13 protein-coding genes and 2 pseudogenes are annotated in these 19,375 nt (G+C 64.7%); 13 read left to right on the plus strand and 2 right to left on the minus strand.

All coding sequences use genetic code 11. The annotated features are described in order from the left end of the window. Nucleotides 1-30: 30 nt before the first annotated feature. A complete protein-coding gene (locus tag ACVDG8_RS17860) occupies nucleotides 31-393 on the minus strand; it encodes a nuclear transport factor 2 family protein (protein WP_447255849.1) in 363 nt (120 codons plus the stop codon). A 107-nt stretch (nucleotides 394-500) separates the two neighbouring features. Here ACVDG8_RS17860 and xylA point away from each other — a divergent pair, with 107 nt between their 5' ends. From xylA to ACVDG8_RS17875, 3 genes are all read left to right on the plus strand, one after another. Beyond that, nucleotides 501-1,826 carry a xylose isomerase gene (gene xylA / locus ACVDG8_RS17865; protein WP_447255850.1) on the plus strand — a complete coding sequence of 442 codons (1,326 nt, stop codon included), beginning with the start codon at nucleotides 501-503 and terminating at the stop codon, nucleotides 1,824-1,826. Between the two features lie 185 nt (nucleotides 1,827-2,011). Continuing rightward, complete coding sequence (locus tag ACVDG8_RS17870) at nucleotides 2,012-2,215, plus strand: hypothetical protein (RefSeq protein WP_447255851.1); 204 nt, start codon at nucleotides 2,012-2,014, stop codon at nucleotides 2,213-2,215. A gap of 75 nt (nucleotides 2,216-2,290) precedes the next feature. Next, nucleotides 2,291-3,052 (plus strand): TIGR01458 family HAD-type hydrolase, encoded by a 762-nt coding sequence (locus ACVDG8_RS17875; protein WP_447255852.1) that lies wholly within the window; start codon nucleotides 2,291-2,293, stop codon nucleotides 3,050-3,052. Here the strand turns inward: ACVDG8_RS17875 and ACVDG8_RS17880 are convergent. After that, the gene (locus ACVDG8_RS17880) at nucleotides 3,033-4,013 is read right to left on the minus strand and encodes a GlxA family transcriptional regulator (RefSeq protein WP_447255853.1); all 981 of its coding nucleotides are present in this window, start codon (nucleotides 4,011-4,013) and stop codon (nucleotides 3,033-3,035) included. The two genes, ACVDG8_RS17875 and ACVDG8_RS17880, sit on opposite strands and share 20 nt — an antisense overlap. A gap of 79 nt (nucleotides 4,014-4,092) precedes the next feature. On the opposite strand from ACVDG8_RS17880, the gene ACVDG8_RS17885 reads away from it, so the two are divergent. The 10 genes and pseudogenes from ACVDG8_RS17885 (at nucleotide 4,093) to rpe (ending at nucleotide 19,246) form a co-directional block, all read left to right on the plus strand. Then, on the plus strand, nucleotides 4,093-5,016 hold the full coding sequence (locus tag ACVDG8_RS17885) for a 3-keto-5-aminohexanoate cleavage protein (RefSeq protein WP_447255854.1): 924 nt from the start codon (nucleotides 4,093-4,095) through the stop codon (nucleotides 5,014-5,016). 81 nt (nucleotides 5,017-5,097) lie between these two features. Continuing rightward, nucleotides 5,098-5,724: an HD domain-containing protein gene (locus ACVDG8_RS17890; RefSeq protein ID WP_447255855.1), complete on the plus strand. Its 627-nt coding sequence runs from the start codon at nucleotides 5,098-5,100 to the stop codon at nucleotides 5,722-5,724. 2 nt (nucleotides 5,725-5,726) lie between these two features. After that, complete coding sequence (locus ACVDG8_RS17895; RefSeq protein ID WP_447255856.1) at nucleotides 5,727-6,842, plus strand: carnitine 3-dehydrogenase; 1,116 nt, start codon at nucleotides 5,727-5,729, stop codon at nucleotides 6,840-6,842. A gap of 4 nt (nucleotides 6,843-6,846) precedes the next feature. Next, nucleotides 6,847-8,004: pseudogene (locus tag ACVDG8_RS17900) on the plus strand (acyl-CoA dehydrogenase family protein); the annotation flags it as partial. Between the two features lie 75 nt (nucleotides 8,005-8,079). Next, nucleotides 8,080-10,158 (plus strand): acetate--CoA ligase family protein, encoded by a 2,079-nt coding sequence (locus ACVDG8_RS17905; protein ID WP_447255858.1) that lies wholly within the window; start codon nucleotides 8,080-8,082, stop codon nucleotides 10,156-10,158. Further along, nucleotides 10,151-10,933, plus strand: coding sequence for a carnitinyl-CoA dehydratase (locus ACVDG8_RS17910; RefSeq protein ID WP_447255859.1), 783 nt, complete (start codon nucleotides 10,151-10,153; stop codon nucleotides 10,931-10,933). Before ACVDG8_RS17905 ends, ACVDG8_RS17910 begins: the two co-directional genes overlap by 8 nt. A gap of 212 nt (nucleotides 10,934-11,145) precedes the next feature. Further along, nucleotides 11,146-12,087 carry an alpha/beta hydrolase gene (locus ACVDG8_RS17915; RefSeq protein WP_447255860.1) on the plus strand — a complete coding sequence of 314 codons (942 nt, stop codon included), beginning with the start codon at nucleotides 11,146-11,148 and terminating at the stop codon, nucleotides 12,085-12,087. Nucleotides 12,088-12,260: 173 nt separating this feature from the next. Then, nucleotides 12,261-14,499: pseudogene (locus ACVDG8_RS17920) on the plus strand (YncE family protein). Nucleotides 14,500-14,510: 11 nt separating this feature from the next. Beyond that, a complete protein-coding gene (locus ACVDG8_RS17925) occupies nucleotides 14,511-18,278 on the plus strand; it encodes a DUF7929 domain-containing protein (RefSeq protein ID WP_447255862.1) in 3,768 nt (1,255 codons plus the stop codon). A gap of 290 nt (nucleotides 18,279-18,568) precedes the next feature. After that, nucleotides 18,569-19,246 (plus strand): ribulose-phosphate 3-epimerase, encoded by a 678-nt coding sequence (gene rpe / locus ACVDG8_RS17930; RefSeq protein WP_447255863.1) that lies wholly within the window; start codon nucleotides 18,569-18,571, stop codon nucleotides 19,244-19,246. The last annotated feature ends 129 nt before the right edge of the window (nucleotides 19,247-19,375 follow it).

Genomic DNA, 19,375 nt, shown 5'->3' on the forward strand with positions numbered 1-19,375 from the left:
GGGCCTAGCACCCCACCTCCCCAGTTAGCCTCACTGCGCCGGCACTTTGTCGAAGAAGCCGGTGACGCTCTTGAGGCGGCCGTTTTCGATGACGCCGATGTCGGTGCCTTCGATGAAGGATTCACTACCTTCCGGCCCAAGGGTCCACGAGAAGCGGATGCTGTCGCCAAACCCGTCCGGCGTGCCCTTCAGCGAGAAACGGAAGCCGGCGAAGCGCTGCTGCACGCCGTCGATAAGTGCTGCGATGCCGTCGTGGCCATCGCCCTGCATGACCGGGTCGCGGTAGCTGGCGTCGCTGGTGAAAGCCGTATCGAGCAGCGCCTTGCGGCGGGTCGCATCGCTCTCGTTCCAGGCGGTGATGTAATTGCGGGCGATCGTGTTGAGGTCGGTCATTTCTTTCATCCTTCGTTGGATCGTTTCGACATGACCCTTTTCGCCCGACGAAAGAGCCAAACCAATTACGCCTGAGGTAATCGGGCCGAGTGAGAGGAAGGAACACGATGAGCAGCGGATTTTTCGGCGACATCAAGACAATCAAATATGAGGGGCCGGATTCGACCAATCCGCTGGCCTACCGGTTCTACAATCCCGACGAGGTCGTGGCCGGCAAGCGGCTGGAGGACCATCTGCGCTTCGCCGTTGCCTACTGGCATTCCTTCGCCTGGCCGGGCGGCGATCCCTTCGGCGGCCAGACCTTCGACCGTCCCTGGTTCCCCAAGGCCGGCGGCATCGACACGATGGAGCTGGCGAAACTGAAGGCCGATGTCGCCTTCGAGATGTTCTCGCTGCTCGGTGCGCCCTATTTCTGCTTCCACGACGCCGATGTTCGCCCCGAAGGCAAGGATTTCTCCGAAAGTGCCGCCCGCCTGGACGAAATCGCCGATTACTTCGCGGGCAAGATGAAGCAGACCGGTGTCAAGCTGCTCTGGGGCACGGCGAACCTGTTCTCCAACCGCCGCTTCATGTCGGGCGCCGCCACCAATCCCGATCCGGATGTGTTCGCCTATGCGGCGGCGACGGTGAAGAGCTGCATCGATGTCACCAAACGATTGAAGGGCGAGAACTACGTGCTGTGGGGCGGGCGCGAGGGCTATGAGACGCTGCTCAACACCGACCTTGGCCGCGAGCAGGAACAGGCCGGCCGCTTCCTCAACCTCGTCGTCGACTACAAGCACAAAATAGGCTTCAAGGGCACGATCCTGATCGAGCCGAAGCCGCAGGAGCCGACCAAGCACCAGTATGATTACGATGTCGCCACCGTCTACGGCTTCCTCAAGCGCTTCGGGCTGGAGAAGGAAGTAAAACTCAACATCGAGCAGGGCCACGCCATCCTCGCCGGCCATTCGTTCGAGCACGAGCTGGCGCTGGCCAATGCCTTGGGCGTCTTCGGTTCGATCGACATGAACCGCAACGACTACCAGTCGGGCTGGGACACCGACCAGTTCCCCAACAATGTGCCGGAAATGGCCCTGGCCTATTACCAGGTCCTGCAGGCCGGCGGCTTCAAGACCGGCGGCACCAATTTCGATGCCAAGCTCAGGCGCCAGTCGCTCGATCCGGAGGACCTCTTGATCGGCCATATCGGCGGCATGGATTCTTGCGCGCGCGGCCTCAAGGCGGCGGCGAAGATGGTCGAGGACAAGGCCTTGTCCGGCCCGCTCGCCGAGCGCTATGCCGGCTGGAACACGGCCGAAGCCAAAGCGATGCTTTCCGGCAAGCGCACGCTGGAGGAGATCGCCGAGCGCGTGGTGAAGAAGAAGATCGAACCGCAGCCGCGCTCCGGCCGTCAGGAACTACTGGAAAACATCGTCAACAGGTATGTTTGAGGCCTCCTGCAGCGCCCCAATCGGGAGACGTCGAGCCTGAAATTGCACTCCGCGCGGGGTGAAACCGCATGACAAGGTTTTGCCTCGCGCTGCCCATCAATCGCCCAGCTCTTGCCTTCAAACAGCCGTCACGGACTTCCTATAGTATGGCCATGTGGCGGGAAGGAAAGAAGGAGGCGAAACGTATGCAGCACGAACGCGAAATCGACGCCCTGCTCTCTCCCAGCGAGGCTGGTTCGATCATCGATCGACTGATGGCGCTGCCTAATCCGAAGGACGGCGCCCGCAAGACAAATGAATGGGATCGCGCGGTCGCCGCGCGGCTCGAAACAGCACTTGCCAGGAGCATGCGCTCACGCATCGTCGGCGCAGATCGCGACGCAGCCTGATTCTTCCGCGACCTGATTCTTCCTTGGTTTGACGAACGGAGACTGTTTCTCCATCCTGCATCGATGATACGCGCGGTGCTCCTGGATCTTCTGGGTGTCGTCTATGACGGCGACACCCCGATAGCCGGCGCTGTGGCGGCCATCGACCGCCTGCGCGCCGCCGGCCTGCCGCTCCGCTTCGTCAGCAACACGACACGCTCGCCACGCAGCGCGATCATCGCGCAGCTTGCCGGGATGGGCATCAAGGTAGCGGACGAGGAATTGCTCACGCCGGCGCGCGCCGCGGTCGAATGGCTGCGCAGACATGGCCGCCAGCCGCATCTGCTCGTCCACCCCGACCTCGAGGTCGAGTTCTCCGGGCTGGAGGGCGGGAGCGGGCGTGCTGTCGTCGTCGGCGATGCCGGCGAATCTTTCAACCATGCCAGCCTCAACCGCGCTTTCCGCGAGCTGGTAGCCGGTGCCGATTTCCTGGCTTTGGCCATCAACCGTACCTTCAAGGATGCCGACGGCCTGCTCAGCCTCGACACCGGCGCGTTCGTTGCGGCGCTGGAATTCGCCAGCGGGCGTGGCCCTGTCGTGCTCGGCAAGCCGTCGCCGGATTTCTTTCTTTCGGCGCTTGCCGGTTTGAACTGCCCGGCAGCCGACGCGGTCATGGTCGGCGACGACGCGGAAAGCGATGTCGCCGGCGCGCTCAACGCCGGGCTTGGCGCGGCGCTGCTCGTGCGGACCGGCAAGTATCGCCCGGACGACGAAACGCACTTCGATCCGCCACCCACGGCACTTGTCGACGACCTCGCCGCCGCGACGGACTGGATAATCAGCCGCGCCGCAGCCTGACCGGGGCTTCGCCGAACGCTCTGGAAAACGCTCTGGAAAATGCCGCGGCGGACGAGAACCCCGTCCGCCCGGCAATATCCGCCATGGCCACCCGCGTGTCGACCACCAGCCGGCGCGCCGCGCCCAGGCGCAGTCTCAGATAATAGGCGCCCGGCGTCTCGCCGATCGACTTGCGAAAGATGCTTTCCAGGGTGCGCGCCGTCACGCCGGCACGCTTTGCGATGGCTTCTATGGTCAGCGGCTGGTCGACATGCGCTTCCATCAGCCGGACGGCTTGCCCCAGGCGTGGATCGTAGCCATCGAGCCGGCCAAGCGAGACCAGCGGCTGCGCATCGGTCGCCACGCGCGCCTGGTCGTAGATGAACGCGCTTGCCACGTCGAGCGCCACGGCCATGCCGAGCCGGGTGCGGATCAGGTGCAGCATCAGGTCCAGGGTCGGCGACGCACCGCCCGTGGTGAAGACCGGCCCATCGATGATGTATCGATCGGGGCGTACGTCGACGCCCGGAAAGGCCGACGAGAAATCCTCCATGTCCTCCCAGTGGGTGGTGGCGCTGCGCCCTTCCAGCAGACCGGCGCGCGCCACCAGCCATGTGCCGGCCTCGACGCCGCCGCAGGCGCGCGCCGACCGTGCCGCCCGGCGCAGGCCGGCAAGCAGCGCCGACGTGGCATAGTTCTGCGTGCCGAAGCCCGCGACCACGATCAGGACATCGGTTGGTTCCGTCGCGTCGAACCGGCCGCTGACCGCCACCGGCAGGCCGCATGTCGTGACCGGCGCTTCCCCGGTCACCGAAACCAGCTTGAAGTCGAACAGGGTTTCGCCGGCGATGCGATTGGCGGCACGCAGCGGATCGACGGTGCACGCCACGCACATGATGGATGCCCCGGAAAACACCAGCAGCGTCACTCTGAGTGGCGACTGCTCGGGGCGAAAGATTGTCGGTTTTTCGTTTTTAGTCATACCTTCTTCGTAAAACGCAAAACAGTTCCCCGCAAGTCGCGCAATGCTGTGCTCTGTTTCCGACTGGGAGGAGAGTTTCATGCCGCTTGCGATGAACCGTGAGGTTTTCATTACCTGTGCCGTCACCGGCTCCGGCGGCACGCAGGACCGGTCGCCGCATGTGCCGCGCTCGCCCAAGCAGATCGCCGATTCGGCGATCGATGCCGCCAAAGCCGGTGCGGCAATCGTCCACTGTCATGTCCGCGACCCCGAGACCGGCAAGCCGCGTCGCGACGTCCATCTCTACCGCGAAGTGACCGAGCGCATCCGTGCGGCAGAAGTCGACGTCATCCTGAACCTGACCGCCGGCATGGGTGGCGACATGGTGTTCGGTTCGCCGGAAGCGCCGCTGCCGCTCAATGACAAAGGCACCGACATGGGCGGCGCCACCAACCGCATGGAACATGTGCGCCAGTGCCTGCCGGAGATCTGCACGCTTGATTGCGGCACGATGAACTTCAACGAGGCCGATTATGTGATGACCAACACGCCCGGCATGCTGCGCGCCATGGGCGGCATGATGACGGCGCTGGGCGTCAAGCCTGAGATCGAGGCCTTCGACACCGGCCATCTGTGGTTCGCCAAGCAGCTGGTCGAGGAAAAGGTGCTCGACCCCGACGCGCTGGTACAGCTCTGCATGGGCGTGCCGTGGGGCGCTCCGGACGACCTCAACACCTTCATGGCGATGGTCAACAACGTGCCGTCGACCTGGAACTGGTCGGCCTTCTCGATCGGCCGCAATCAGATGGCCTATGCCGCGGCGGCCGTGCTCGCCGGCGGCAATGTGCGCGTCGGCCTGGAAGACAATCTGTGGCTCGACAAGGGTGTGCTGGCGACCAACGCCCAGCTGGTCGAACGCGCCGCAAGCATCGTCACCAATCTCGGCGCCAGGATCCTCGGACCCGAGGAAGTGCGCAAGAAGCTCAACCTGACCAAGCGGGCACCGATCGCGGCCGCGGCATAGAGCATGAGTGGGAACCGGTTTTTGCTTCGCTGACCTTCGGTTCGGACAAGATCATGCTCAAACAAGAGATGGGAGCTGGCGATGGCTGATACCGTCAAATTCACCGCCATGAAGGATGGCGACAGGCAAGACTACGAATTCCTGACCGCCCACGAGATCGACTATGCCGCCAAGACCGGCGATCGGCTGCTCGACGCGCTGGTGCAGCTCGACGAGGGCCTGTCGGGCTACAAGATCAGCCGGCTCGGCCATTCGTTGCAGGCGGCGACGCGCGCCTGGCGCGACGGCGCCGATACCGACTGGATCGCCTGCGCCCTGCTGCACGATATCGGCGACATCTATGCGCCCTACAATCACGACGAATACGCCGCTTCGATCCTGAAACCCTTCGTGCGCGAGCAATGCACCTGGGTGGTGGAGAAGCACGGCGACTTCCAGCGGCTCTATTACGCGCATCATCTCGGTGGTAACCGGCATGCCCGCGACCGCTTTGCCGGCCACCTCTATTTCGACGATTGCGACCAGTTCTGCGAGCGCTGGGACCAGTCGAGCTTCGACCCCGATTACGAGACGCTGCCAATCGAGTTCTTCCGGCCCTTCGTGCTCGAAGTCTTCGCCCGCAAGGCCTATGACCCGGCGGTGATCCGCGCCGGCGAGCGCGTGGCCCTCATCGATCCCGAAACAGCCAAGACAAGAACCGGAGCCTGACCATGAGCATCATCAACAAGGCGGCCGCCATCGGCGGCGGTGTCATCGGCGCCGGCTGGGTAGCGCGGCTTCTGCTCAACGGGATCGATGTGTCGATCTTCGATCCTGATCCGGAAGCGTCGCGCAAGGTCTCGGAAGTGATGAAGGGCGCGCGCCGTGCCTACAAGCAGATGGTCCCCGGCGGCCTGCCCAAGGAAGGCAAGCTGACCTTCGCCAAGACGATCGCCGAAGCGGTGGCCGATGCCGACTTCATCCAGGAAAGCGTGCCGGAACGGCTCGACCTCAAGCACAAGGTGCTGGCCGAGATCGATACCCATGCGCCGGCCAACGCCATCGTTGGTTCCTCTACCTCCGGCATCAAGCCGACCGACATGCAGGTGGCGATGAAGAAGCATCCGGAGCGGCTGGTCGTCGGTCATCCGTTCAACCCGGTCTATTTGTTGCCGCTGGTCGAGATCGTCGGCGGCGAGCAGACTTTCCCCGAGGCGATCGAAGTCGCCAAGGAGCTCTATGCCTCGATCGGCATGAAGCCGGTGGTGGTGCGCAAGGAGATCGAGGCTTTCGTCGGTGACCGCTTGCTCGAGGCCGCCTGGCGCGAGGCGCTGTGGCTGGTCAAGGACGGCATCTGCACCGTCGAGGAACTCGACGACATCATGTGTTATTCCTTCGGCCTGCGCTGGGCGCAGATGGGCATGTTCCAGGTATACCGTGTCGCCGGCGGCGAAGCCGGCATGCGCCACTTCATGGCACAGTTCGGTCCGTGCCTGAAATGGCCGTGGACCAAGCTGATGGACGTGCCGGAGTTCAACGACGAGCTGGTCGACCTGATCGCCACGCAGTCGGACGAGCAGGCGCATGGCTTGTCGATCCGCGAGCTGGAACGTATCCGCGACGACAATCTGGTCGCGATCATGGACGCGCTGTCGAAGCAGAACAAGGGCAAGGGCTGGGGCGCCGGCGCGCTGCACAAGGACTATACCAAGCAGCTGGCCAAGCTGGCGGCGAAGCCTGCAGCCAAGGCTGCAAAAGCCGCCAAGCCGGCGAAGAAAGCGGCGAAGCCGGCAAAGGCCGTGAAGGTCGAGAAGCCAAAGAAAAAGAGCGGCAAGAAGAAGGGCTGAGGCGATGGATTTCGGTCTCTCGGAAGAACAAAAACTCATCGTCGAGACGACGCGCGCCTTCGTCGAGAACGAGCTTTATCCGCATGAACGCGAGGTGGAGCGCACCGGCGTGCTGCGCCGCGAGCTGATCGAGGAGTTGAAGGCCAAGGCGATCGAGGCCGGGCTTTACGCGGCCAACATGCCGGCCGATGTCGGCGGCGCCGGCCTCGATACGGTGAGCTGGCTGCTCTACGAGAAGGAACTTGGCCGCGCCAATTACGCGCTGCACTGGACCTGCGTGGCGCGGCCTTCCAACATCCTGCTTGCCGGCACGCCGGAGCAGCGTGAAAAGTATCTTTTCCCCTGCATCCGTGGCGAGAAGTGGGACTGCCTGGCGATGACCGAGCCAGGTGCCGGCTCGGATTTGCGCGGCATGAAGGCAACCGCCGTGCAGGATGGCGACGACTGGGTGCTCAACGGCACCAAGCACTTTATATCGCATGCCGACCTAGCCGATTTCGCGATTTGTTTCATGGCTTCGGGCGAGGAAGAAACGTCGCGCGGCAAGCGCAAGAAGATCACCGCCTTCTTCGTCGACAAGGGCACCAAGGGTTTTTCGGTGCGCGACGGCTACCGCAACGTCTCGCATCGCGGCTACACCAACGCGATCCTCGAGTTCGACGACTGCCGCTTGCCGGCAAGCCAGGTGCTCGGTGAGGTGCACAAGGGCTTCGACGTCGCCAACTCGTGGCTCGGCGCCACGCGCCTGCAGGTTGGCGCCACTTGCCTCGGCCGTGCCGAGCGCGCGCTGTCGCATGCCATCGAATATTCCGCGCAGCGCCAGCAGTTCGGCCAGCAGATCGGTAAATTCCAGGGCGTGTCGTTCAAGCTCGCCGACATGGCGACCGAATTGAAGGCGGCGGACCTGATGGTGTTCGAAGCCGGCTGGAAGTACGATCAGGGCACCGTCACGGATCAGGATATGGCGATGGCCAAGCTGAAGGCCACCGAAATGCTGGCTTTCGTCGCCGACGAAGCCATCCAGATCCATGGCGGAATGGGGCTGATGGACGACCTGCCGCTGGAGCGGATCTGGCGCGACGCCCGCGTCGAGCGGATCTGGGAAGGCACGTCGGAAATCCAGCGCCACATCATTTCGCGGGCGCTGCTGCGCCGTTCGGGGCCTAATGCATGCCACCCAAGGGCGCGAAGCGGTTTTGCGGAAACGACATGCATCAAAACAAGAAAAGACGGGAATATGCATAAGCTTGAACGTCTCCTGCGCCCGAAATCGATCGCCGTGTTCGGCGGGGCGCAAGCCGCCGCCGTCGTTGCGCAATCGATCAAGATGGGCTTTGCCGGCGAAATCTGGCCGGTGCACCCGACCAAGGACGAGGTCGCCGGGCGCAAGGCCTACCGCTCGGTCGCCGAATTGCCCGGCGCGCCGGATGCCGCCTTTGTCGGCGTCAACCGACACCTGACCATCGAGGTGATCAAGGCGCTGGCCGAACGTGGTGCCGGCGGCGCCGTCTGCTTCGCCGCCGGCTTCCTGGAGACCGAAGCCTATGACGAGGATGGCGAGCGGCTGCAGGCCGAGCTGGTCGCGGCCGCCGGTCAGATGCCGATCATCGGACCGAACTGCTACGGCCTGATCAACTATGCCGACGGCGCGCTAATGTGGCCCGACCAGCACGGCGGCATCAGGCTGGAGGAAGGCGGCAAGGGCGTCGCCATCATCACCCAGTCGTCCAACATCGCCATCAACATGACGATGCAGAAGCGCGGCCTGCCGATCGCCTTCCTGATGACCGCCGGCAACCAGGCGCAGACCGGCCTGTCCGAAATGGCGCTCGGCCTGATCGAGGACGAGCGCGTCACCTCGCTCGGCCTGCACATCGAAGCTTTCGATTCCGTAGCCGGCTTCGAGAGATTGGCTGCACGGGCACGCGAGCTGAAGAAGCCGATCATCGCCATGAAGGTCGGCCGCTCGGAGCAGGCCCGACAGGCGACGGTCTCGCACACCGCATCGCTCGCCGGTTCGGATGCGGCCTCCGGTGCTTTCCTGCGAAGGCTCGGGATAGCGCGCGTCGATTCTATTCCCGCCTTCATCGAGGCGCTGAAGCTGCTGCATGTCACCGGGCCGCTGCCCGGCTACCGGCTGTCGTCGATGAGCTGTTCGGGCGGCGAAGCCTCCGTCATGGCCGACAGCGCCGAGGGGCGCTGGGTCAATTTCCCGGAGCTCACGAGCAAGCACCGCGCCCATGTCAAATCGACGCTCGGGCCGCTGGTCGCGGTCGCCAATCCGTTGGACTACCACACCTTCATCTGGAACAACGAGCCGGCGATGACCGCCACCTTCACCGCCATGGTGTCGGGCGGCTTCGACTTGAACATGCTGGTGCTCGATTTCCCGCGCCCCGACCGCTGTTCGGTCACCGACTGGTGGGCGACGCTGCGCGCCTTCGAATCGGCGCTGAAGACCAACAAGGCGCATGGCGCGATTGTCTCCTCGTTGCCGGAGAACCTGCCGGAGGAATACACTGCCGAGCTGATGGCGCGCGGCATGGTGCCCTTGTTCGGCATTTCCGAGGCCATGGACGCAGCAGGCGCCGCAGCCTTCATCGGCTGGGCCTGGGCCGAGCCGCAGGCGCAGCCGATCGACACGACGGCCGCCGGCGCTGCCGGAGGCGACCATGTGACCCCAGACGAGGCCGAAGCCAAGGCGCGGCTGATCGAGGCCGGCCTGCCGGTGCCGAAGGCAGAACGCGCCGCCAATGCCGTCGAGGCGGTGATCTCGTCGATGGCGCTCGGCTTCCCGGTGGCGCTGAAGGCGCTGGGTGTCACCCATAAGTCCGAGGTCGGCGCCGTCAGGCTCAACCTCAAGGACGCCGAATCCGTCAGCACCGCGGCGCATGATCTGTTGCCGCTCGGCACCGGGCTCTATGTCGAGCGCATGGTGCGCGACGGCGTCGCCGAGCTGATCGTTGGCTCCACCCGCGACCCGATGTTCGGCGCTGTCATGACGCTGGGCACAGGCGGCGTGCTGGTCGAGCTGTTGCGCGACAGCGTCACCCTGATGCTGCCGGCGACCCGCGACGACATCGAGGCGGCACTGCGTGGATTGAAGCTCTATCCGCTGCTCGATGGCTATCGCGGCCGGCCGAAGGCCGATGTCGCCGCCGCCATCGACGCCATCGCCGGCATTGCCGCTTTCGTGCAGAAGAACGCCGGCGAGATCGAGGAACTCGACATCAACCCGCTGATCGTCTGCGCCGAGGGCAAGGGCGCCTGGATCGCGGACGCCCTGATGGTGCTTGGAGAAAAGAAGAATGGCTGACGTCATCACCACCCGCCGCGAAGGCACGATCCTCGAAGTTACGCTCGATCGGCCGAAGGCCAACGCCATCGACCTGAAGACCTCGCGGCAGATGGGTGAGACCTTCAAGGCATTCCGCGACGATCCGGAGCTGCGCGTCGCCATCGTCAAGACCGCCGGCGACAAGTTCTTCTGCGCCGGCTGGGACCTCAAGGCAGCGGCGGGCGGTGACGCGGTCGACGGCGATTACGGCGTCGGCGGCTTTGCCGGGCTGCAGGAATTGCGCGACCTGAACAAACCGGTGATCGCCTGCGTCAACGGCATGGCGGTGGGCGGCGGCTTCGAACTGGCGCTGTCCTGCGACCTCATCTTCGCTTCCGACCACTCCTCCTTCGCGCTGCCCGAAATCCGCGCCGGCACGCTGGCCGATGCCGCGACGATCAAGCTGCCGAAGCGCATCCCCTACCATGTCGCCATGGACCTTTTGCTCACCGGCCGCTGGATGGATGTCGCCGAGGCGCATCGCTGGGGCCTGGTCAACGAAGTGCTGCCCAAGGAGAAACTCGAAGACCGCGTCTGGGAGATCGCCCGGCTGCTCGCCAGCGGCCCGCCGCTGGTCTTCGCCGCGATCAAGGAGACGGCGCGGGTTGCGGAATCGCTGACCTTCCAGGACGCGATGAACCGCGTGACGCGCCGGCAGCTGGCGACGGTCGATGCGCTCTACGGGTCGGAAGACAATATGGAGGGGTTCCGGGCGTTCGCGGAGAAGCGCGACCCGGTGTGGAAGGGCAAATGACTCTGCGGAGATGACGGCGCGAGGCACCCCCTCTGCCCTGCCGGGCATCTCCCCCTCAAGGGGGAGATTGGCAGCTTCGAGCTCTGCGCTCGTCTTGTAACGCAGGAGATTGGCGAAAGCGGTCGCGACATCTGATCTCCCCCTTGAGGGGGAGATGTCCGGCAGGACAGAGAGGGGGCCTTGGCGCCACCATCTAAAGTTGGTCATCCGATATGACCGACTACAAAACCCTGATCGACGCCGAAACCTGGGCCTTCATCGAGAAGACCAACTCCTATTATCCGCCGGATACGATCGACTACACCATCTCCCAGCAGCGCGCGATCTATGATCGCATGTGCCGCGAGTTCTTTGCCGGCTATCCGCAGGATGTAGCTGCAGAAACGACTGCGATCGCCGCGACGACGAACAGCATCCCGATCCGCATCTATCGCAATGCCGCGCCGAGCAAGGCTGCCATGGTGCTCTACATCCATGGCGGCGGCTTCATCCTGGGCGGGCTGGACAGCCATGACGACGTCTGCGCCGAGCTTTGCGCGCGCACCGGCTACGAGGTGGTCTCGGTCGATTACCGGCTGGCGCCGGAGCATCTGCATCCGGCGGCCTTCGACGATGCGCTCGCCGCCTTCGAATGGGCTGCCAAGACTTATGACTGCCCTGTCGTGCTTTGCGGCGACAGCGCCGGCGGCAATCTCTGCGCCGCCGTTGCCCACGCGACACGCGGCCATGCGAAAAAATCGAGCGGCCAGGTGCTGATCTATCCCGGTCTTGGCGGCGACCGTTCCAAGGGCTCGTACCTCAGGCATGCGGAAGCGCCGATGCTGACGGTGCGCGACCTCGAATTCTACAAGCATATCCGCACCGGCGGCGTCGACCTTACGGGCGACATCACACTCTACCCGCTGGCCGATGCCGACTTCGCCAATCTGCCGCCGACGATGCTGATCACCGCCGAGTGCGATCCGCTGTCTTCCGACGGCGAGGCCTATCGCGACCACGTGCTTGCCGCCGGCGGGCGCGCTTATTGGTTCGAAGAGCCCGGCCTGGTGCATGGCTATCTGAGGGCCCGGCACACGGTCGGCCGGGCGCGCGCCAGCTTCAGCCGGATCGTCGAGGCTGTTTCGGTGCTGGGCAAAGGCGACTGGATCTGGTGATTGTTTGCCGGCGGTCGTGCTGGCCTTAAACAATCCTCCCGCGAGACGCTCCCAGAATCCTGTGACGTAAAAACCCGCGCAGTTCGCCGCTTCTGTGAAACGGCGAACAGTTCCGGCCGCCGTTTTGCATGAACCTTTCCGCTCCTGCCCGCGACTGATGGCCAGGCGCCGCAATGGTGCGGCCCCGGAAAGGCAAAAGCCCCATGACCAGAAACCCAGAGGCTCCACGGTCTCCGGGAACAACAGGAGCCCAGCGCGATCATCGCCTTCGGGAGAGGATCGACGCGCTGGGCTTTCCGCTGATTCCGTTGACCCTGCCCAGGAGCAGGCGTATCGTCAGGCAGAGGAAAGCAGACAATTCGATCGGGGAAGAACGTGCCGGAAAGCCGCGCCCTGCCCTGATTGGTGCGGCAAGACGGGACGTTCCTTCCGCAGACTTCGGGGGGAGTTCAATGTCTTGCTCGTTCGTGCCCTCGCGCGCACGCCGTTTGCGTCGCGCCATCAAAGCCACCAGCGGAATCCTTGCCTTGGTCTTGACAGCCGGCCTGTGGCTCGGCAGCGCCGCCCAGGCGCAGGACACCCAGATCATCTATCCCGGCTCGATGGCGGTGACCGGCTTCCCCGGCACCATCATCCCCGATTTCGACCGGAAAGGGCCTGCCTCCCGGGGTCGATCCGGTCGACGAGACTTTCATCGACACCTCACGCGCCACGTTGCGCGTTTTCGACGTTTCGCATCTCGGCGGCCCCGCCTCGGGCCAGCTCGTCTTCACGCCGCCACCCTTCGAGGTGACCGCCGGCCAGATCGGCGAGGTCTTCGGCCTCACCTATGACGACGGCGTGCGCGATGGCGTGCCGTCGGGCATTCCCAATCTTTACGCGGCAGCGACCTCGCTGCACGGCATCGAGATCGTCACGCCGGACGCCGACAGCGACGGGCGCCCGGAGCGGCAGCGTCGCGGCACCGCGGGCGCTACCTTCATGGACGGCCAGTTCGGCACCGAGAATGGCGGCGGTCCGGGCACGATCTGGAAGATCGACGGCATCACGGGCGCGGTTTCCAAATTCGCCGATATCGACACCAACAGCGGACCTGGAATCGGCAACCTCGCCTTCGACCCGATCCACCGCCAGTTCTTCGCTTCCGATCTCGACACCGGGCTGATCCATCGCATCGACGCCACCGGCAAGCTCATCGACACATTCGACCATGGCGTTGCCGGCCGCCCGGCGCATAGCCTTGCCCCGGTTGCCGACGACGGCGCCGTCATGGACATCCAGGGCGCCGCCTTCGATACCGAAGACCCCGAGACCTGGGGCTACACGCAAGATGAACGCCGCGTCTGGGCCGTCTCCTATCATGGCGGCCGGCTGTATTATTCGGTCGGCGAAAAATCCGAAATCTGGTCGGTCGGCATAGCGCGCGACGGCTCATTTGCCGGCGATCCGCGCTGGGAGCTGACGGTCAAGGCCGACAAGGACTACGCCGTCACCGATATCGCCTTCGACAACAAGGGCTTCCTGTATCTGGCCCAGCGCGGCCCGGTCGAAAACCGCTACGATTACAGCCGCTTCGCAGATTCCGGCAAAGGCGAGCTGATCCGTTACTGGCAGGAAGACCCGGACGATCCGGCAACGGAATCGACCTGGGTCGAGGTGCCGCAGGAATATGCCGTCGGCTTCCCGCAGGGCAACCGACAGTCGGCCGGCGGCGTCGACCTGCAATATGGCTATGACGCCGACGGCAATCTCGACACCAGCGTGTGCACCGATGCCGTCGTCAACACCGGCGACAAACTGCGCGACAATCCCGAACTTGCCGAGCGCCTCGCCGCCGGCGGGCCGCTTGCCGTGCACGGCGTGCAACTGACGCCGAGCGCGCTGGTCAAGCCGGCAAACGTTCCGCCCTTCGGCTCATGGTTCGTCGACTTCGACGGCTATTTCGAGGACCCGGAGGTCGAAGGCCATGTCGGCGACGTCAGGGTCTGGCGCCCTTGCGAAGGTCGCGCCGGCTATTATGAGGAAATCCCGGGTGGCGGCTACCTGCCTCCGTTCTATCCGCCGGACTTTCCACCGCCCGGCAATCTGCCTCCCTGCGTCGATGTCGAGGACGTGCACTATTACTGCACGCCGCGCGGACTGCAGGCCGATCTCTATCTCCATGACCACGCCGGCTTTGGCGGCGATTCGATCAAGGCGCAGTCCAGGACGCCCGGCGTCGGGGTGACAACCCCTATGTCGCACGTGCCGGGCAAGCCCTACACGGTCGACATCACCGGCCATAATCCTGGCGACACCGTCAATGTCGGGCTCTGCTTCTACCGCAAGACCGACCAGGACAAGGGTGGCTACTACCCTTGCTGCAAGATGACGCTGCCGCTCAGAACGCCAGCAATCAGCTGCGAACGTTGAGGGAGGGACAGATGAACAATCTCAGCCTTTCCCGCCTCGCTTCGAGCGATCCGAAAACCGTCATGGAGACGATCATGAAACCCCTGTCATACGCCAGGCGCGGCGCGCGCTGGCTGATGGCGGCCGGTATCGCGGTCGCCATGATGCCGGCCTTGCCGGCACTCGCGGAAGACACCGCGCCGGCCAAGATCACCAATATTGCCGGCGCGGAGCCCAGGCTCGACCTGGACAATCCGCGTGTCATCAATCCCGAACCTGGCCGCGTCGTGCCCTTCTTCACCAAGACGGGCGGCCAGCGGGGCTGCGACTATGTTTCCTACACGCTGACCTTCGGCCTGCGCGGCAATGAGCCGGCCTTCGGCAATCCGGCCTTCGCCGCCGCGCTGAAGAACGCCAAGATCGAGTTCAAGGACCAGCTTGCACACGGCCTGAAGATCGTCAGCGTGCATGTGACCGGCGACGGCACCGACGCTTCCGGCGGACCGCTGCCGGCAGCCACGATCAGCAGCTCGGCCAATCCCGACGATACGGCGACGGTTTCCGACTTCCGTATCTCCGCCGCCGACCTCGACGGTTCGGGCGCACCGAACGAACGCACCATCACCTTCCAGATCCTGGCCAAGATCGACCAGGCGGCGTTTCCCGCGCCGGCCAATGTCGACAACCAGGGCTTGATCAAGGTGACGGTCGGAACCGGCACGGGCACGATCATCCCGTCGCAGGATCCGAGCAAGCCGGATGACGGCAACATCCTCACCGGCGCCAAGACGACGATCCATATCGACGTCGCCAAATGCGACCGGCCGCCGCCACCTCCGGGCAAGGAATGCTTCAAGGTCGAGCGCGGCACGGTCGATTGCGTGCCCGGCGGCGGCGCTTTCATCTACCATATGCCGGTCGGCCCCGAGATGGGCGGCAAGTGGGTGCAGGTGTCGACGACGACCCCCGGCACCAGCATCGTTCCCGACACGCAGAAAGTGCCGGTCGGCGGCGGCGTGCTGAACTGGAAGATCATCGGCGCCTCGCCCGGCGAGACCATCCACCTCATCGTCACCGGCATCGAAACCTATGCCGGACCGAAGGAAGGCTGGGGGCTTTGCTGCACGCAGGTCATCGACATCGTCATCCCGCGTGACCTGAGGTGCCCGCCCAAGGACAAGGAACCGGACCTGAAGGTCGAGAAGCATGCCGACGTGCCGCGTTGCACGATGGCTGGCGGCTGCGACTTCACCATCACGGTCACCAATGTCGGCGACGCGCCTTATAACGGCAAGATCGTGCTCGACGAGGTGACGCTGCCGGCTGGTTCGGTGCTGACCTCGGGGCCGAATCCGCCCTGGGTCTGCGCGCCCGCAACGACGCCGATGACGTGCACCTATCCGGTGACCACGCTCAATCCCGGCGCCTCCGTCAACCTCAAGCTCGGCTTCAAGCCGGCTGGCGGCTGGCAGGGCAGCGTGCTGCGCAATTGCGCCGCCTATGATTACGACGCCAGCGGCAAGCCGCTGTTCGGCAGCCAGTACAACGACCGCGGCTGCGCTTCGATCCCGATCTGCCGCCGTGGCGACCGCGACCCGCAGTGCAACCCACCGGTCGAAAAGAAGGTCGACCTGATCCTGAAGAAGCGCGCCCGCATTCCGGTCTGCACGGCCGACGGCGTCTGCTACTTCGTGATCGACATCATCAACAACGGCAGCAATACGTATAACGGCCCGTTGACGGTGAGCGACAACTATCCCGGCGGCGCGCCGACCTCCTCGACCTTCGGGCCGAGCCCGCCCTGGACCTGCGGCCCGAACGGCCCTGGACAGTTCCGCTGCGACAACGCCGGCATCTCACTGCCTGCGGGTGCCACGACATCGATCGTCGTCAAGGCGGTGATGCCGGCGAACTACCGGCCGGACACCGTCGAGAACTGCGCTGAAGTGAAGGCCATTCCCGGCGAGGTCGACCTCGACAACAACAAGTCCTGCGCGACCGAGCGTATCCGCCATCCGAATGGCGGTCAGCCCGGCTTGCGCATCACCAAGGTGTGCGGCGGAGAACAGCTCGTTCGCGCCGGAATGACCGCCTGCCGCATAACGGTCACCAATACCGGCACCGCCGCCCCTACCGGACCGGTGCGGGTGAACGACGCCGCAGCGCTGGTGTCGGGCGGAGCGCCTGTCCAGATCCAGACCGTGGCCCCCGATGGTGCGGAGTGGAGTTGCGGTCCGGTGCCTGCCAACTCGCTGTCCTGCCAGATTCCCGGCGCCGTGATGACGCCCGGAACCAGCCGGCACTTCGACGTGACGGTCAGCGACCAAGGCGCGTTCGAAAACTGCGCGCGCGGCTCTTACGGGCCCGCGCCGGGCGACGACATCGTCTACCCGATCAACCAGGCCTGCGCCAAGGGTGGCGGCTCGACGCTCCGTGTCGAGAAAACCGGCGATGCCGAGTGCCAACCCGGTCAACCCTGCTCGTTCGAGATCACCATCACGAACGATGGCCAGAGCCCGTTCTCCGGTCCGGTCCGCATCGGCGATGCGATCGGCGTGGAAGGGCTTGGCCGGCTGGAAGGCGTTGAGATCACCTCGATCGACCCGCCCTTCGGCTGCTCGCCGGAACCGACGACGTTGCCGGCGTCCTGCATCGCCAATCTGACGCTGGCGGCCGGCGAAAGCCATAGCCACCACGTCACCGTGATCCTTCCCGATGATGGGCGTCTCGCCAATCTGCAGGGTTCGGTCAGCGGGCAGAACTGCGTCGGCGTGCTGCCACCGAACACGCCGGTGCAAGGTGGCGGCGAGGTGCTGTCGCGCGACCTGACAAATGTCCAGGGCGATCGCGGCAAGGCCTATGCTTGCCACCCCTTCACCATCAGGCATGAGGTGAAGAACCAGTGCTCGAACGGACTGGTGCTCAACTCGGCCGGCCGCTGCGCCTGCCCGGAGGGCACCACCTTCCGCAACGGCCAATGCTCGGGTGGCGGCACCAACCTGCTGCCGCTGCCGCCACCGCCGCGTTGCGTACTGCTCCAGGGCCAGATCCGGACCGCGGACGGACGTTGCGTCTGCCCGCGCGGCACCGACCTGGAGAACGGCAAATGCGTGCAGGGCGAAGAGCCTCAGGAGCCGCAGTGCACGCTGCGTCCTGGACAGTACCGCGACCAGGACGGCAACTGCGTATGCCGGCGTGGCGAGCTGGTGGACGGTGTCTGCCAGGTCGGTCCGAAATGCACGGTGCGCGGCGCTGTGCCGACTTCGAACGGCAATGGCTGCACCTGCCCGGACAACACGCATCTTGACCGCGTGGCCAAGGCCTGCGTGCCGGACAGGCTGCCGCCCGCACAGTGCCGTATCCGGGGTCAGTCCCGCGACGGTAACGGCGACTGCGTCTGCCCGAGCGGCATGGAGGTGCGCGGCAGAACCTGCCAGCGGCCGAAGCCAAGCCAAGAGCAGTGCACGATCCGCGGCCAGACCCACAACAAGCGGGGCGACTGCGTCTGCCCGCGTGGAACCGAGGTTCGCGACGGCGCCTGCCGCAAGCCGCCGCAAGACTGCGCTCCCGGCTCGCGGTATATCGACGGACAGTGCCAGCCGGTGTTCATCAAGCGGCGCTGCCCGGTGGGCACAACCGGACGGTTCCCGGATTGCACGCCGATCCGTCGGCGGCCGGGGATAGAGATCAACCCCGGCATGTTGCTCAACCCGAACCTGCTGCTTCAGCTCCCGCAGCGGGAGCCACGGCGCCTTTTGCAGGACCCGAACGGCGCCAACATCCAGAACTTCAAGCCGTAATTCTTTGTCGGCTGAAGACGAACCCGCCGGAGCGATCCGGCGGGTTTTCTTTCCACATCGAAGATGGCCGATCGGGCAAGGACACCGAGACGCCCTCGAAAACATGCTTCCCCTTGGCCGGATCATGGTCTAAAGCGCGTCGCGTGGAAACGGATCCACGCGACGCGCTTTAGGTCTTTGTTTTATGCATGTCGTCTTCCCAAAACCGAGGTCACTTTTGGGCGACATGCATTAGGCAATCGCCCTGACAGGCGCGACAACACGCGCAGGACCGCCGGGAGATTTGCACCATGAGCAAGAAAACCCTGATCGCGCCGTCGGTGCTGGCGTCGGATTTCTCGAAGCTCGGCGATGAAGTCGAAGCGGTCGCGGCCGCGGGCGCCGACTGGATCCATCTCGACGTGATGGACGGCCATTTCGTGCCCAACATCACCTTCGGCCCGCCGGTGATCAAGGCGATCCGCAACCGCACCAAAGCCTTCTTCGACTGCCATTTGATGATTGCGCCGGTCGATCCCTATCTCGCGGCCTTCGCGGAGGCCGGCTGCGACGGCATGACGGTGCATGCCGAGGCCGGCCCGCATCTCGACCGCTCGCTGCAGACCATCAAGACCCTCGGCAAGCGGGCTGGAGTCGCGCTCAATCCGGCGACGCCGGAAACGGCCATCGAATATGTGCTCGACCGGCTCGACCTGATCCTGATCATGACCGTCAATCCGGGCTTCGGCGGGCAGGCTTTCATCCCGGCCATCGTCGACAAGGTGAAGCGTGTGAAAGCCCTGATCGGCGATCGTCCGATCCGCATCGAGATCGACGGCGGCGTTTCGCCGGAGACGGCGCCGCTGGTGACGGCGGCCGGCGCCAGTGTGCTGGTCGCGGGCGCCGCCGTGTTCAAAGGCGACAGTGTCGAAGCCTATCGGGCAAACATCGAAGCGATCCGCTCGGCGGCAGACAGGGCTGTCACTTAAACGCTTCTGGTTCCACTCTCTCGGCGCGCGCTGTACAAACCCGCCTGTTGTTGAACCGTTGTTCAATATATCAACCTGTCGATAAATCTCATCTTTTCCCGACTGCGCTTTACTTCATTGGATAATTGG

Source organism: Mesorhizobium sp. ORM8.1, from assembly GCF_053005525.2.

Coding starts and splice junctions, on each gene's coding strand:
- ACVDG8_RS17860 (WP_447255849.1), bottom strand. CDS start 393: ATGACCGACCTCAACACGATCGCCCGCAATTACATCACCGCCTGGAAC.
- xylA (WP_447255850.1), top strand. CDS start 501: ATGAGCAGCGGATTTTTCGGCGACATCAAGACAATCAAATATGAGGGG.
- ACVDG8_RS17870 (WP_447255851.1), top strand. CDS start 2,012: ATGCAGCACGAACGCGAAATCGACGCCCTGCTCTCTCCCAGCGAGGCT.
- ACVDG8_RS17880 (WP_447255853.1), bottom strand. CDS start 4,013: ATGACTAAAAACGAAAAACCGACAATCTTTCGCCCCGAGCAGTCGCCA.
- ACVDG8_RS17885 (WP_447255854.1), top strand. CDS start 4,093: ATGCCGCTTGCGATGAACCGTGAGGTTTTCATTACCTGTGCCGTCACC.
- ACVDG8_RS17890 (WP_447255855.1), top strand. CDS start 5,098: ATGGCTGATACCGTCAAATTCACCGCCATGAAGGATGGCGACAGGCAA.
- ACVDG8_RS17895 (WP_447255856.1), top strand. CDS start 5,727: ATGAGCATCATCAACAAGGCGGCCGCCATCGGCGGCGGTGTCATCGGC.
- ACVDG8_RS17905 (WP_447255858.1), top strand. CDS start 8,080: ATGCATAAGCTTGAACGTCTCCTGCGCCCGAAATCGATCGCCGTGTTC.
- ACVDG8_RS17910 (WP_447255859.1), top strand. CDS start 10,151: ATGGCTGACGTCATCACCACCCGCCGCGAAGGCACGATCCTCGAAGTT.
- ACVDG8_RS17915 (WP_447255860.1), top strand. CDS start 11,146: ATGACCGACTACAAAACCCTGATCGACGCCGAAACCTGGGCCTTCATC.
- ACVDG8_RS17925 (WP_447255862.1), top strand. CDS start 14,511: ATGAACAATCTCAGCCTTTCCCGCCTCGCTTCGAGCGATCCGAAAACC.
- rpe (WP_447255863.1), top strand. CDS start 18,569: ATGAGCAAGAAAACCCTGATCGCGCCGTCGGTGCTGGCGTCGGATTTC.